The organism is Nonomuraea sp. LP-02, assembly GCF_036289125.1.
GTDB classification, from domain to species: domain Bacteria; phylum Actinomycetota; class Actinomycetes; order Streptosporangiales; family Streptosporangiaceae; genus Nonomuraea; species Nonomuraea bangladeshensis.
Genome location: NZ_JAXCLK010000002.1, coordinates 977,293 through 990,207, shown reverse-complemented (window position 1 = coordinate 990,207; position 12,915 = coordinate 977,293). Strand labels below are relative to the sequence as shown.

Sequence of the window (12,915 nt, the reverse complement as noted above, 5' to 3'; positions counted from 1 at the left end):
GGACCGTCCCTCCTGCCCATGGCTCGGACTTCCGTTCGAGCCTTCACCGCGACGTCGCCACGCTGCAGACGCACAGTTTCGAAGGTCAGGCCGAGATGACGCCATCAACGGCACGCTAGTGATCGGGGTCCGTGCTGGAGCCGCTCCAGGGGTAGCGGTGCCACGCGCTCTCCACGATGGGATTGGGTTCGAAGGTATGGCCGGCGAACGATCCGCGGACGTGCCATCCCTCGGCGTGCTCCGTATGGTGCCGCAGGATGAGCTGGCTGGCAGTGGTGCTGGTAACCGTGACCAGCCCGTTCGAGTTCCTCCGCCGAGGCCACATAGACCGGCGTGGTTCTTGCTGGCAGCAGGTCGTAGCCGTTGATCAAGTAGAACGGCTCGAGTGTGATCACCAGCCCGAGGATCGGCCGCCCTGCGGGCTTGATGTGCGCGTAAGCGTCGTGCCCGTCACGCAGGTAACCCGCCACGGCGTCGATCTGGTCGGAGGCAGTGATGAGCTTGTCCCATGCGGCCTGAGCTGCTTCGAGATCGCCGAGCCGGACGGCCTCGGTCGGCATGGTCGCCTTGACCTCGACCAGAAGCAGCAGGTAGGGGGACTCCACGATCCAGTCGACGCTCTTGAGCTGCTGGCCGCCTTTCCTGTGAAGGATCTCGGCGTGTACCTGGGCATTGGCAGGAGCCGCAGGTGGCGGCCGATGTAGGCCTCGAACAGATGCCCCATGTCGCCAGCGAACGACATGTCACCGTAGTGTTTGCGGCCGGTGAAGTACAGGCCGAGAGGCGTCGATTTCGACCAGACCAGGTGCGGGCTGGGGCAGAGGTATCCGGGGCCGTATCCATTGATCAACGGCGACTCACGCAGCGGATTGTAGGTGTATCGGCGCAGGTCGGCGGTGGCTTTCTGGCGCCAGGGGCGCTCGGCCTCCTTGAAGGAGGCAGTGTCGGTGACGAAGTGTCGTGCGAGAATAGCGTCGAAGGTGGCCTGATCGATGTGCTCAAGCAGTTCGCCGGCTTCCGGCCCGTTCAGGACCTCGGGATTCACCCGGCCGGCGGACGACAGGGCGCAGGCCCGGATGAGACGCGCCGCGGCCACGTACTGCACGAGTGAACACCCGAACAGGTCCTGTTCCCAACCGGGTTTCCCGATGACCTTCAGCGGCTTGTCGGTGCTGGCGTCCAGAAGAATGGCCGCCGAGCGTGCCTGCGCCTGGTAACCGTCGGCCTGCCCCTCGAGCTGCTGGTTGAACAGCTGTAGCAGGTGAACCTTCAGAGGAGTCTCCTCCGGATGCCGATCGACGTGCTGGTGGAACATCCCATGGATGTTCCACAAGTCGCTCATGGTCGGCGCGGCGGAGCGGTGTTCGTTCCCCTGGGCCAAGCTCACCCGGGCGATGTCCGCCAAGATCCACTCATGCCAGCGGAGGAGTGGCCCCTGAGATCCCATCCGCTACAGCACGGCCCGTGCCGATCGCCGCGTTCTGCTCGTCGTGGCTGCGGTGATCGGTGCCGTTGAGCGCGTAGTAGCGCAGGGCGGCGAACTCGGACTCGATCCAGTTCAGCCACGAGCCATAGGTCGGCAAGAACACCAGCTCGACATCGTTGGCCGCGGCCCAGGAGCGGACCTGAGGATGCTTGTGCGGGGAGTAGTTGTCGGCGATCACATACAGCTTCTCGCCAGGCCATCGGGCGGCGGATTTCCTTGTTCAGTCGCTCCTGGGGGTTGTTGGACCAGATTTGGCGCCAGGCCTCGCGGGGGAAGGCGGCGAAGGCCAGCAGGTCCTCGCGGGCGGCGTCCAGATGCTCGCACGCCGCCGGGTACTTGGCTTCCAGGGCGTTGATGACCCAGGCGTGCTGGGTGCGCACCTGCTCGGAGGTGGGCTGGTCGAAGATGGTGCGCACCAGCGTGGCCACCCACGGCTGCGCCGACTTCGGCACGGTGGTGAGCAGATTGCGCAGGTAGTGGAGCCGTAAAGAATCAAGGTGTCGATTCTGTGACACGTGGAATGTCATCGTGCGGTGTGATGGCGTTCAGGAGCGCGTCGGCGCTGGAGTAGCGGGTTGCGGCTCGGGTGGCGGCGTAGCCGGCCTCCTCCAGCAGCGGGCGGACCCAGATCTGCGCGTTTCCGATAGTTCGTCGGCTCACCTGAAACAGCTCGGCCACGACCTCCCAGGTGCAGACTTTGCGCAGGCCGAGGAGGACCGCCAGAACGCGCTCGGCGTCGGTGATCTTCTCCTGGAAGATGCCTCCGCGGGCGCCGGCCTGCCGGTCACCACCGCGCTGGCGATGCTTGCGCTGCTCGGCCTCGGCGGCCTGCCGCAGCGACAACCGCTCGATCAGCGCGGCCAGTTCCGCGCGGCTCATCCCGGTCAATGCCGGATCTCCGAGCAGCGCCAGCCGGTTCGGTCGTGTCGGGACGACGCTGCTGTCCAGGAAGTCCCGAAGCGCACCGGCGCTGGTGAAGCGCAGCACGGTGGGCTCGGTCTTGAGTTTGCGGGCGGCCAGGAGCTTGCCGGTCTCGGTGACCGCCTGACCGATCGGCGGCTGGCTGATCTCGAGCATCTCCGACAAGACGCGCTGGGAGCAGATCTGGCGGAGATACACGATGGTGATCAGGACCTTGTCGGCGGCGGTGAGCAGCGGACGCCCGTGGTTCGCCTTGGCCTGCCGGCGTGGGCCACCGCGGATCTGGAAGTTGCGCTGCTCGGCCAGGGCCGCCTGATCCGAGGCGAGAGACGCAACCAGCTCCTTCAGCTCGTCCCGGCTCATCCCGGTCAGCCGGGGATCGGCCAGAGCGTGCAGGCATTCGGATCGGATACGCGCCCGGTCGTCACGTAGGGGCAGGTCAGGGTCGCTGTCTGCCGGGCCGATCGTGTAGTTCCAGGCAGCCCGCTCGGTATGCGGGACGACCGGCAGCATGCTCATCCGCTCGGCGGACACCGACACACCCAGCGGGTAGGCGTTGGTGTCCAGTTCGGCCACGACGGTCAGCCCGGTGCGGGTGCGGGTCGCGGCGATGCTGTTGACCACGACCTCATGGCTGGTCAGGGGCCTACCGCGCCAGTTCATGGTGATGTGCGAGAACAGCCGGTGCTCTATCTTGTTCCACTTGCTGGTGCCGGGCGGAAAGTGGCAGACGGTCACCGCCAGCCCGGTCTCGGCGGCGAAGTCGGCCAGCTCGGCCTTCCATAACCGGTAGCGATAGCTGTTGGAGCCCCCGCAGTCCGCCGTGAAAAGCAGCCGGCTGGCGTTCGGGTAGTCCAGGTTGCCGCGGCCACGCCACCAGCGCCGGATCGACTCCACCGCGAACGCCGAGGTGTCGTGATCGATCCCGACGTTCACCCAGCCCGCGTCGCGGGCCACGTCGTAGATCCCGTACGGGATCGCATGCGGCACGTCTGGGCCGGTGAAGAAGAAGCTGTGGTCCTCGACCCGGACCGGATCGCCCTTGGGTCGCCACTGCCGGCCCGCGTTCGGCAAATCGCCGAGATGTTCCTTCTTCTTCGTGTCCACGCTGATCACCGGCTCGCCGTCCGCCTGATGGGCCTTGACCTGCTGGTTGATGTAATGGAATTGCGCATCCCGGTCCGGGTGCTGCTTGCCTTCCAGCGTCTTGGCATTGGCCTGCAGACTGAAGCCTTGTTGCTTCAACAGCCGGCCCACCGTCGGCGCCGAGATCGGATGGCCCTGCCCTGTCAACTCCTGGGCCAGATCGCGCAGCGACTTGGTGGTCCAGCGCAGCGGCGACATCGGATCCCCGCGCTCATCCGGCTCCACCAGCGCCAGCAGCGTTGGCACCAGATCCGGGTCCTGAGCTTCAGCCGTCTTGCGACCTCCACCACGACGACGGACACGGCCTTTCGACAGTGGATCCTCGCCGGCCTCCAACTCGAACACCCCGGCGCGGACCGTAGTTTCGGACACCCCGGCCACCGCCGCCACCATCCGCACCCCACCATGTCCGAGCAGCCGAGCCTCCTGCCCCATCACCAGACGCCGCTGCCGCTCGTTCAAATGCGGAAACAGCACCCTGAACCGAAAGGAAAGCTGATCGCGAACCTCGCCCGCTATGCCCATACCAAGTCAACGAGGTCAAGATCGAAAAGCAACGCCTTATTTCTTTACGACTCCAGTGGGTGCGGCAGCGCTGCCAGGCCGCGCCGGGCAGGGCGGCGCCGATCGCCTCGACCAGGCCGCGGTGGGCGTCGGAGACGACCAGCTGGACGCAGGACAGGCCGCGGGCGACCAGGCTGCGCAGGAAGGCCAGCCAGCCGGCGCCGTCCTCGGCCGAGGTGACCTCCAGACCGAGGACCTCGCGCTGGCCGTTGGCGTTGACGCCGGTGGCCACCAGCGCGTGCACGTTGATCGTGCGCCCTGCCTCGCGCACCTTCTGCGTCAAAGCGTCCAGCCAGACGAAGGTGTACGGGCCGGCATCCAGGGCGCGGGTGCGGAACGCCTCGACCTGCTCATCCAGCACCTTGGCCATCTGCGAGACCTGGCTTTTGGAGATGTGCTTGATGCCGAGCTGCTCGACCAGCTTGTCGACTCTGCGGGTGGACACACCGAGCAGGTAGCTGGTGGCGACCACGCTGATCAGCGCCTGCTCGGCCCGGCGGCGTCGTTCCAGCAGCCAGTCCGGGTAGTAGGAGCCGGAGCGCAGCTTCGGGATGGCCAGCTCTATGGTGCCGGCCCGGGTGTCCCACTCGCGCGGCCGGTAGCCGTTACGGGAGTTGGTGCGCTCGTCGCTGCGCCGGCCGTAGGCGGCTCCGCACAGGCTGTCGGCCTCGGCCGACATCAACGTCTCGGCCATGGTCTTCACCATGGATCGCAACATGTCGGGGTCGCCGGTCTCGATCTGCTGCGCCAGCCATTGCGCGGGCGTCACACTGGGGTCTGCGGCCATCGTCTGGTTCTCCTTGATCTAGCTAATCGAAGGATCACTCGATGGCCGTTCTCATTTCACGGCACCACGCCTATGACCAGGCCAAACTCGTACACCACTCCCGTGGACGCAACCACACCGCGCACCGAGATGTCCGGCACCGACCGCACCGCGGCCGCTACGCTGCCGCATCGAGGCTTCCCATGCGGGCCGTGCCCGTGGCGGCGCGACGCGGGGTGTTCACGAATAGGGCTGGCCTGGGGCGCAAGTGGGGGTGAGAAGATCGCTTCCCAGGATCGCTGTGATCGTTTCCCAGCAACACGGCTTCCGGCAGCTGGTGCGGTGTCCATCAACGTTCACCGTGTTTCCCGCGTGCTGTGAGTCCTCGCCGGTGTGGGAGAGGACTCCGGCATCCGCTCATAGATCAGGCGCGCGGTGACTCCGGCAAGGGTCGCTTCGCGTGGAGAATTCAGATGAACGGCCGATCTGCCGCTGCCAAAGCCGCAGATTGTGCCAGCCGGGCCGCATCAAGATCCGGGACGCTGCGGGGATCAGCGCCCGGAAGGGCCCCGATCCGCTCTCGTACGTCCAGCCGATCAAAGTTTTGGCTGCCTCGCGCTTCGGCCTGCCACCGCCATGGTCGGACACCCCTTGGACGACCCCAATACTTTGCCCTTGCGCTAAGTGTTTCAGTGCGCCAAACTTAGCCGCATGGCACAGTATTCGGCAGAGCTCGACGGTGTGTTCGTCGCCCTCGCCGACCAGACGCGGCGCGACGTCATCCGACGCCTCGGCCGCGGCCCGACGAGCGTGGGCGATCTCGCCCGCGAGTTCCCGATGACCCTTCCCTCGTTCATGAAGCACGTGCGGACGCTCGAGACGAACGGCCTAATCCACACCGTAAAGCTCGGCCGGGTACGCACCTGCGTGCTCAATCGCGACCGTCTCGCTCTCATCGACGACTGGCTCGCGGAGCAGCGCCGATTGTGGGAAGAGCGCACCGACCGGCTCGAACGCCTCGTCACCGATCCTCAGGAGACACAAACATGAATTCCGATCTCGACCTGACTCTCGAGCGAGTCATCCGCGCCCCCCGCGCCGCCGTATGGAGTGCGTGGACCGTTCCATCTCGCTTCCAGCAGTGGTGGGTCCCGGCCCCGACCCTGTGCCGCGTCGATCGCCTGGATGTCCGGCCCGGCGGCGCGCTCGTGACGCGAATGAGCGACGACGGGGTGGAGTTCGTTCCGCACCTCGATGCGACCTTCCTCGTCGTCGATCAGCTCAAGCGGATCGTGTTCACCAACGCGATCGACAGCTCCTGGCGCCCCGCCAACCCGCCGGCGCCGCCCATGACGGCTGAGATCACGTTGAGCGATCACCCGGACGGCACGGACTACCGGATCATCGTCCGGCACGGCGATCCGGCCGACCGCGCTCGCCATGAGGAACTCGGCTTTTTTGAGGGCTTTGGCTCGGTCACCAAGCAACTCGCCGTGGTCGCGGAGAGCCAGGCTGCCCGATGAAGATCGCTCTTACGGAGTTCGTCACCCTTGATGGGGTGAGCCAGGGCCCTGGCTCACCGACCGAGGATACGAGCGACGGCTTCACGCAGGGTGGCTGGCTTGTGCCGCACCTCGACGAACTGTTCGTCCGGCATACCTCTGAATGGCTGGATCTCGCCGACGGCCTGCTGCTCGGGCGGCGAACCTACGAAGCGTTCGCCCGGGACTGGCCGCAGATTACCGACCCGGACGACCCGTACACCGAGCGGATGAACTCACTACCGAAGTACGTGGTGACCAACACCCTCGCCGAAGGGAGTTGGCACCCGACGACCGTGCTCCGCGGCGACCCGATCCAGACAGTTGGGGAACTCAAGGCGCAGCCAGGACGGGAACTCCAGATCCACGGGAGTGCGCGACTCGGCAACGCCCTGTTGGCGGCGGGCCTCGTCGACACGCTCCGACTGGTCGTCGCCCCCACCGTGACCGGTTCCGGGCGGCGGCTGCTCGACCACCCGAGCGGATCGGTCGGCCTTGAACTCGTCCGCCACGAGGTGACGGCCAAAGGCCTGCTGCTGCTCCAGTACGAGACTGTCGGCACCGCCCCGGTGGCGGCATACGAGGGCGTCACAACCTTTGTGCTGTGACCGGGATGATCATCAGCTTGGGGGCGTCAGGCTGCGTTGGTTGAGATCGGCCGGCCGCCGAAGCGAATGCGCTTCTCGCTGCGGATCCGGGCGCGTTCGCGGCGTTGGGCGGCCAGCATGTCGAGGTGGCGGGCGTTGGCGTTGCGCCATCGCAGACAGGCCTGCAGAGCCCAGGTCTGGACCGTGTGGTTGGCATGATCGGAATTGGCGATCGTGAACTGCCGCAGCGGCCCGAAGTGCGCCTCGATCGGTTGGCCCAAGAGGCATAGGTCGGCGTGAACAACAACTCGACCTTGTGTCTCTTCGCTCAGGCGCGGATCCGCCAGTTCTTGTGCGCCGACAGGTTGTCCAAGATCGCGTAGATCGGCCCGCCGTCCGGGCGGGCCGCAGTCCGGGCGGGCCGCAGTCCGGGCGGGCCGCAGTCCGGGCGGGCCGCAGTCCGATGGTCGACTTGCTCAGCCCGCTGCGCTCGGCCATGCTCACCATCGGCTTCGCTATGCCCAACGGCCGGATGGCACTTCCCCACCAACGGCCTGACACCACCCGGACCTTCCCGGACACCTGCTCCGCGGTCCCTAAACCAGGACGAACCAGATTCGGAAACCCCTGAACGACAAGATCCCGCCTGATCGCGATGATCGGACGGGATCCCGTCAACCTCAGTCCAGCCGTCTCAAGAACGGCCCTGGGTGGGGTGTTCACGAATAGCCCCGACCTGGGCCGGAAGAACGGTCGAGAAGATCGCTTCCCGGCGTAGCGCTGATCGTTTCCCAGAGTGCGGGAGCGGAGGCCAAGGTCCGCGCCTGTGCTCTGGGCTCCGTGCAGAGCCACCTGGCCCTGCACGGAAACGCCGAGGAAACACCGCCCTCGTTAGAACTTGTGGCTCGACAGCCGAGTATTCGAACCTGGGAGCGGGAGACTTCATGATTCTGCGTCGAGCGACGTTCACTGGCGCAGCCTCACTGGCGTGCGCGGCGCTGGTCTTGAGCGCGGCCCCGCCCGCCACCGCCTCGACAGCTGCCGCCCCCGTCAAGGTCGGGGATGTGCAGAAGGCGATGGAAGACTTGGTGAAGACGGGCCACGTGGTGGGAGCCATCGGCGAGGTGTACGTGGACGGCAAGCGGGTCGGGAAGGGCTCAGCCGGCTCCCGCCTGCTCGACGGCAAGGGCGGCGCGATCCCGGCGAGCGCCCGCTACTGGATCGGCTCGCAGACCAAGGCCATGACCGCCACCGCGGTCCTGCAACTGGTCAGGGAAGGCAAGCTGAGCGTGGACGACAAACTTAGCGAGGTCCTGCCCGAGGTGGCGGAGAAGGACCTGGTGGAGCGGGCCGACGAGATCACGGTACGCAACCTGATCCAGCTGACCTCGGGCATCCCCGACTACATCGGCCCGGACACCTCCGACCCCACGCGTAACTATCGCCCGACCGACCTGCTGGCGGCCTCACGCAAGAACGCCCGGCCTGTGGAAGTCGGGACCTTCAACTACTCCAACAGCAACTACATCCTGCTCGGCATGATCATCGAGAAACTGTCCAGAAGGTCACTGGCGGCCGAACTCAACCGCAGGCTCTTCGCCCCGCTCGGCATGCGCCATACTTACCTGCCCACGAAGGCGGGCCAGGGTATCAAGGGCCCGCACGGGCACGGCTACGCCCCGGACGAGACGGGCACGATGCGCGATGTCGACAAGATGATGAACGCCACCAGCATGCTCGGTGCCGGCGGCGTGATCTCCACCACGCGCGAGATGAGCGTCTTCCAGCGCGCCTTCCGCCAGAACAAGCTCCTGCCGGCGTCCCTGAGCAAGCTGATCACCGACCCGCCGCCCGGCCAGACGCCGCCGCCTGCGGGCGGCCCCTGCGCCGGCAACCCCGAGTTCGCCGCCGGGGGCGGAGGCAGCGCCCCCGGCTTCACCGCCGCGACCATCACCTCCTCCGACGGCCGTCTGCAGTTCGCCGTATCCCTGACCCTGGCCATGGACAACGACGAGCGCAGCACCGTACCGTCGCGCATCACCAACGCCCTCCAATCGCTGTTCTGCCCCGCGAAGTGATCACTCCAGCCGCACAAGGCGAGCGTGATCAGATCATGATCGCCAAGTGCGGCTGGAGAATTGAGAACCTGTGGGCAGTCGTGGCACATACGCGGCACGGCTCTGCGACGCCGGATAACCGAAAGGGCCTTTCACGCACGTCAGCAGCGAAGCGGCTCCAAGATCTGGGGGCGTTCCTTTCGAAACGATCGGCTCAGCCTACGAGAGCGGGGGCAGTTCCGGCTAGGTGAGATACGAGTGACGGCCGACCGGACGGTCGCGCGCCCGTACGCCACCCAGCCGTCCGGCCCCGGGTAGACTTCACCGCCAGCCTGCTTCCATTCGCCGGCCCACATCGCGTGGCCTACTGCACGGCCGCCGATCTCCGCGCGCACCCTGTGGGACGGCACGCTACCCACCCCGCCTACGTCTCCCTCCCCGATGACAAGATGATCACGCCATCTTCGGAACAGCCAGGCTCACCCGCTGGCAGCTGTTCCATGGCGACACCTCTGTGACGCCCATCGGCGAGACGGCACGACAGGCGCCTTGATCGCTTCCCGTGCGCCACGTGATCGTTCCCGAACTCTGCCGAGGCAGTTCTGCACCTCCAGAGCGAGAAGTGCGAAGCGGGTGGATGTCAGGCAAGTTCCGGTGCTCCGCCCTGCACGCGTACGTCGTCCTGTCACTGCTCCTCGGTGCTCGCACGGAGGAACTGCGCGCACTGACCTGGTCACACGTCAACCTGGACAGCACACCGCCGTCCATCATGGTCTGGCGGTCCTTCCGTGAAGGAGGCGACACCAAGACCAAGAAGTCCCGCCGCACCCTGGCGATGCCGAGGCGTTGTGTGGATGCCCTCAAGCTCCACCGTGAACGTCAGGACGTGGCCAAGAAGGCGGCGGGCGACCGCTGGCAGGACAACGACCTCGTGTTCGCGTCCATGGTGGGCATGGAGCTCGACGCGCACAACGTCCGCCGCTCGTTTCAGGGTGTCCTCAAAAAGGCCGGCCTCGACCCGAAGGACTGGACACCTCGCGAGATGCGGCACAGCTTCGTCTCGCTGCTCTCCGACTCCGGCATGCCGATCGAGGCCATCGCACGCCTGGTCGGCCACCGCAACACCACCGTCACCGAGACCGTCTATCGCAAGCAACTCCGCCCGGTGATCCTCGACGGCGCAGAGGCCATGGACCAGATCTTCGGAGACACGTAGTCACTCAGTTAGTCACTCAGGAACGCAAATGGCCGCTACCAACCTCTTGATAGCGGCCCTCAGCCTGGGTGGGGTGTTCACGAGTGAGTCTGGCCTGGGACGGAAGAGCATCGAAGAAGATCGCTTCCCAGACCAGAGATGATCGTTTCCCAGGATTGGCTCGTGGCTGACGTGCAGGCTCGAGCCCGTCAACCTTCCTCGGCGGGACCACGGTCCCTCTCCGCGGCGCCCCCCCACCGGGGCAGAGCCGAGACAGCGCCGGGACACCACGGTCTCGGAAGAGATGGTTTCCGACGTTGCCAGCACGCGCCGAGAGTGCGACGATCCCCCGAATGAGCCCGATGAGACTGCTCGAAACCGCGCCCGGGAAGTTCTCGCTACTGCTGGACGCAGGAACGACCCAGGTAGACGACCCTATTGAGGAGTCCGGTCACGAGCCGAACGGATACCTCTGGGAAGGCGTCGCGCGTTTTCTCGTGAGCACGGAGGCACCGACGCTCGAGGCACGATTCCAGTACGACTCGGAGGGCGGCATGTTCTGCGCCTACGGCGGCGATTAAAAGACGCTGCGGGATCTGGCCGAGCTGATGAGCGCGGTCGTCACGGATGGCGACCGGGTGCGCGGGCTTATCGCCGCGGCCGAGGCCGCGGGTTTCGAATTCGACGACTGATCCGCATACGGCCACGCCATGCCCCGGCGCCTCAACCTTCCCCAGTGGCTACGCTGCCCTCCTCTACCCGCTCCGTAGCGGCGTTGGCAGACCCGGACGCGATCGGGCTCGTGGGGTGATGTCGGGCAAGTTCCGGCGCGCCACCATGCTCAGGCGAGTAGTAGTGCGCGATGGACGCATACAAGGGCATCGACTGTGAGGATGGCCGCACCGGTCTCGGTGAGGAGGTAACGGACGCGATCGGTGTCCCGGCCGTCGACGCGGTCAGCAAGGATGCCGAAGGACGTCTTCAGGGCCTCTCAGGTCGGGAGAAGCCGCGGCTGCTGGGTACCAGGGCCGCGGCGCCGGGGGCGAGGAAGCACACCAGCGCGCAACTGGCCAGGACCGGCTGCCAGCCGAAGGCGTCGATGGCCGGGGCGAGGAAGGCCAGGCCGACGGGGGCCAGGCCGTAGGAGACGAGGAAGTCGAGCGAGGAGACGCGGGCGAGCAGGCGCGGCTCCACCTCGCGCTGGGTGGCGGTGAACCAGGGCACGTTGAACAGCTCGATGCCTAGCCCGGCCAGCGCGTACGCGGCGAACACCACCGCAGGGTGCACCGGGAGCAGCAGGCTGAGCGGCGCGAAGCCGTACAGCGCCAGGCCGGCCAGCGCGGCCCAGCCTTGCGCCCGCGGCTGCCACCGGGCCACGAACAACGCCCCGGCCAGCGCGCCGAGGGTGTAGGCGGTCAGCGCAGCCGCGAGCACCGCCTCGGTGCCGTAGCGGTCGCGGCTGACCAGCGGCAGTGCCACGCCCGTGGCCGAGTAGCCGGTGAAGATGACCGCGGCCAGCGCGCCCAGACCGGCCAGGAACCATGGATGCCGGCGCGCCTCGCGCACGCCCTCGCCGAACTCCGCGAAAAACCGTGCGCCGTCCGCCACGCGTGGCGGGGCGGGCAGGCCCCGAGGCGGTAGCACGGCGGCGACCAGCCACAGCAGCCCGGTGCCGACCAGTAGCCACCAGGTGTTCAAAACGGAGGCCAGCAACGCCGTGCCCGCCGGTGCGACGAGGGTGGTGACGCGCACGGCCAGGGTCATGGAGGCGTTGGCCTGCCGCCGCTGGCCGGCGTCAACGACTTCGGCCGTGAGCGCCTGGAACGCGGGCCGGCACGCCCCCTGCCCGGCGCCGACCACCGCTGCCGCCACCGCCATGAGCAGGACGGAACGGCCGAGCCCGAGCGCGATGAACGGGGTGGCGAGCGCGGCGGCCAGCCCGGCCCATGACACCACAATCCGGCGCGAGTAGCGGTCGGCCAGGACTCCGCTGATCGGCACCGCGAGGAGGAAACCCGCCGTGCGAGTGGCCAGCACGATCCCGAGGCCGGCGGCGGTCAGCCCACGGTCCAGCACGGCGAGCCCCAGCACGAACGGCAGCGCCCATGTCGCCAGCCCTGAGGCGGTGGTACCGCACCACAGCCGGAGAAACCGCCTCTCGCGCAGGATGGACCGCGCCGCGGACGGCGACGTTTCCGAGTCGGTGGGCATCGGTGCGACCACAGGTGGACTCCTCCAGGGAACCAGGACGAACGAGATTCGTGATCTACAACATGTTAGTGAAAACCACTATCATTTCCCTTCTATGAGGGCCTTCCCGCCCGCCTCGTAAGATCAGCGTCTTCGCCGGGGTCGTCCTGCTCTTGCCCTCGGCCGCCTGCGGGCGGCACCGGATCCGTCTCCCCTTCGGCCGCTCGTGCCATCGGTGCGGTGCGGGTGAGCAACTGCGGCCAGGAGCTGTCGTTCTCCGGCCCCGGAGCGCGTCGTCGCGCTGGACCAGTCCTCGACCGAGACGCTGCTCGCACTCGGCCTGCAGGACCGCATGGCCGGGACCTCGAACCTGAAGACCGCGGTGGCGCCGCAGGTGCAAGGCCGCCTACGACAGCGTCCCGGTGCTGAATCCGAAGATCCTCACCGGGGCTGATCCCGTTC

General features: G+C 67.1%; 10 protein-coding genes and 3 pseudogenes. 6 read left to right on the top strand and 7 right to left on the bottom strand.

Annotated features, from left to right (window positions below; all coding sequences use genetic code 11):
* Nucleotides 1-391 precede the first annotated feature (391 nt).
* The 5 genes and pseudogenes from SMD20_RS47930 to SMD20_RS47910 all read right to left on the bottom strand — a co-directional run.
* Nucleotides 392-1,405: a hypothetical protein gene (locus tag SMD20_RS47930; RefSeq protein ID WP_329594606.1), complete on the bottom strand. Its 1,014-nt coding sequence runs from the start codon at nucleotides 1,403-1,405 to the stop codon at nucleotides 392-394.
* A 7-nt stretch (nucleotides 1,406-1,412) separates the two neighbouring features.
* Nucleotides 1,413-1,664 carry a transposase gene (locus SMD20_RS47925; RefSeq protein WP_329594603.1) on the bottom strand — a complete coding sequence of 84 codons (252 nt, stop codon included), beginning with the start codon at nucleotides 1,662-1,664 and terminating at the stop codon, nucleotides 1,413-1,415.
* Between the two features lie 25 nt (nucleotides 1,665-1,689).
* Nucleotides 1,690-1,971: pseudogene (locus SMD20_RS47920) on the bottom strand (transposase); the annotation flags it as partial.
* A gap of 7 nt (nucleotides 1,972-1,978) precedes the next feature.
* Nucleotides 1,979-4,078 carry an ISAzo13 family transposase gene (locus SMD20_RS47915; protein ID WP_329594601.1) on the bottom strand — a complete coding sequence of 700 codons (2,100 nt, stop codon included), beginning with the start codon at nucleotides 4,076-4,078 and terminating at the stop codon, nucleotides 1,979-1,981.
* A 49-nt stretch (nucleotides 4,079-4,127) separates the two neighbouring features.
* A pseudogene (locus SMD20_RS47910) lies at nucleotides 4,128-4,904 on the bottom strand (IS256 family transposase); the annotation flags it as partial.
* A gap of 690 nt (nucleotides 4,905-5,594) precedes the next feature.
* Here SMD20_RS47910 and SMD20_RS47905 point away from each other — a divergent pair.
* The 3 genes from SMD20_RS47905 to SMD20_RS47895 are packed head-to-tail and all read left to right on the top strand — an operon-like array spanning nucleotide 5,595 to nucleotide 7,032.
* Nucleotides 5,595-5,933, top strand: coding sequence for an ArsR/SmtB family transcription factor (locus tag SMD20_RS47905; protein ID WP_329594599.1), 339 nt, complete (start codon nucleotides 5,595-5,597; stop codon nucleotides 5,931-5,933).
* Nucleotides 5,930-6,406: an SRPBCC domain-containing protein gene (locus SMD20_RS47900; protein WP_329594597.1), complete on the top strand. Its 477-nt coding sequence runs from the start codon at nucleotides 5,930-5,932 to the stop codon at nucleotides 6,404-6,406. Before SMD20_RS47905 ends, SMD20_RS47900 begins: the two co-directional genes overlap by 4 nt.
* Complete coding sequence (locus SMD20_RS47895; RefSeq protein ID WP_329594595.1) at nucleotides 6,403-7,032, top strand: dihydrofolate reductase family protein; 630 nt, start codon at nucleotides 6,403-6,405, stop codon at nucleotides 7,030-7,032. The genes SMD20_RS47900 and SMD20_RS47895 overlap by 4 nt, the downstream gene beginning before the upstream one ends.
* A gap of 26 nt (nucleotides 7,033-7,058) precedes the next feature.
* On the opposite strand, the pseudogene SMD20_RS47890 reads toward SMD20_RS47895, so the two are convergent.
* Nucleotides 7,059-7,420, bottom strand: a pseudogene (locus SMD20_RS47890) (transposase); the annotation flags it as partial.
* A 667-nt stretch (nucleotides 7,421-8,087) separates the two neighbouring features.
* Between SMD20_RS47890 and SMD20_RS47885 the strand changes: the two are divergent.
* The 3 genes from SMD20_RS47885 (at nucleotide 8,088) to SMD20_RS47875 (ending at nucleotide 10,844) form a co-directional block, all read left to right on the top strand.
* Complete coding sequence (locus SMD20_RS47885) at nucleotides 8,088-9,089, top strand: serine hydrolase domain-containing protein (protein ID WP_329594593.1); 1,002 nt, start codon at nucleotides 8,088-8,090, stop codon at nucleotides 9,087-9,089.
* Nucleotides 9,090-9,639: 550 nt separating this feature from the next.
* Complete coding sequence (locus SMD20_RS47880) at nucleotides 9,640-10,284, top strand: site-specific integrase (RefSeq protein ID WP_329594591.1); 645 nt, start codon at nucleotides 9,640-9,642, stop codon at nucleotides 10,282-10,284.
* 341 nt (nucleotides 10,285-10,625) lie between these two features.
* The gene (locus SMD20_RS47875) at nucleotides 10,626-10,844 is read left to right on the top strand and encodes an Imm51 family immunity protein (protein ID WP_329594589.1); all 219 of its coding nucleotides are present in this window, start codon (nucleotides 10,626-10,628) and stop codon (nucleotides 10,842-10,844) included.
* 400 nt (nucleotides 10,845-11,244) lie between these two features.
* On the opposite strand, the gene SMD20_RS47870 is transcribed toward SMD20_RS47875, so the two are convergent.
* The gene (locus tag SMD20_RS47870) at nucleotides 11,245-12,474 is read right to left on the bottom strand and encodes an MFS transporter (RefSeq protein ID WP_329594776.1); all 1,230 of its coding nucleotides are present in this window, start codon (nucleotides 12,472-12,474) and stop codon (nucleotides 11,245-11,247) included.
* Nucleotides 12,475-12,915 lie beyond the last annotated feature (441 nt).

Bases quoted from the DNA above. Each gene is read 5' to 3' on its own strand.
- SMD20_RS47915 (WP_329594601.1), bottom strand. From the start codon at position 4,078: ATGGGCATAGCGGGCGAGGTTCGCGATCAGCTTTCCTTTCGGTTCAGG.
- SMD20_RS47905 (WP_329594599.1), top strand. From the start codon at position 5,595: ATGGCACAGTATTCGGCAGAGCTCGACGGTGTGTTCGTCGCCCTCGCC.
- SMD20_RS47900 (WP_329594597.1), top strand. From the start codon at position 5,930: ATGAATTCCGATCTCGACCTGACTCTCGAGCGAGTCATCCGCGCCCCC.
- SMD20_RS47895 (WP_329594595.1), top strand. From the start codon at position 6,403: ATGAAGATCGCTCTTACGGAGTTCGTCACCCTTGATGGGGTGAGCCAG.
- SMD20_RS47885 (WP_329594593.1), top strand. From the start codon at position 8,088: ATGGAAGACTTGGTGAAGACGGGCCACGTGGTGGGAGCCATCGGCGAG.
- SMD20_RS47875 (WP_329594589.1), top strand. From the start codon at position 10,626: ATGAGACTGCTCGAAACCGCGCCCGGGAAGTTCTCGCTACTGCTGGAC.
- SMD20_RS47870 (WP_329594776.1), bottom strand. From the start codon at position 12,474: ATGCCCACCGACTCGGAAACGTCGCCGTCCGCGGCGCGGTCCATCCTG.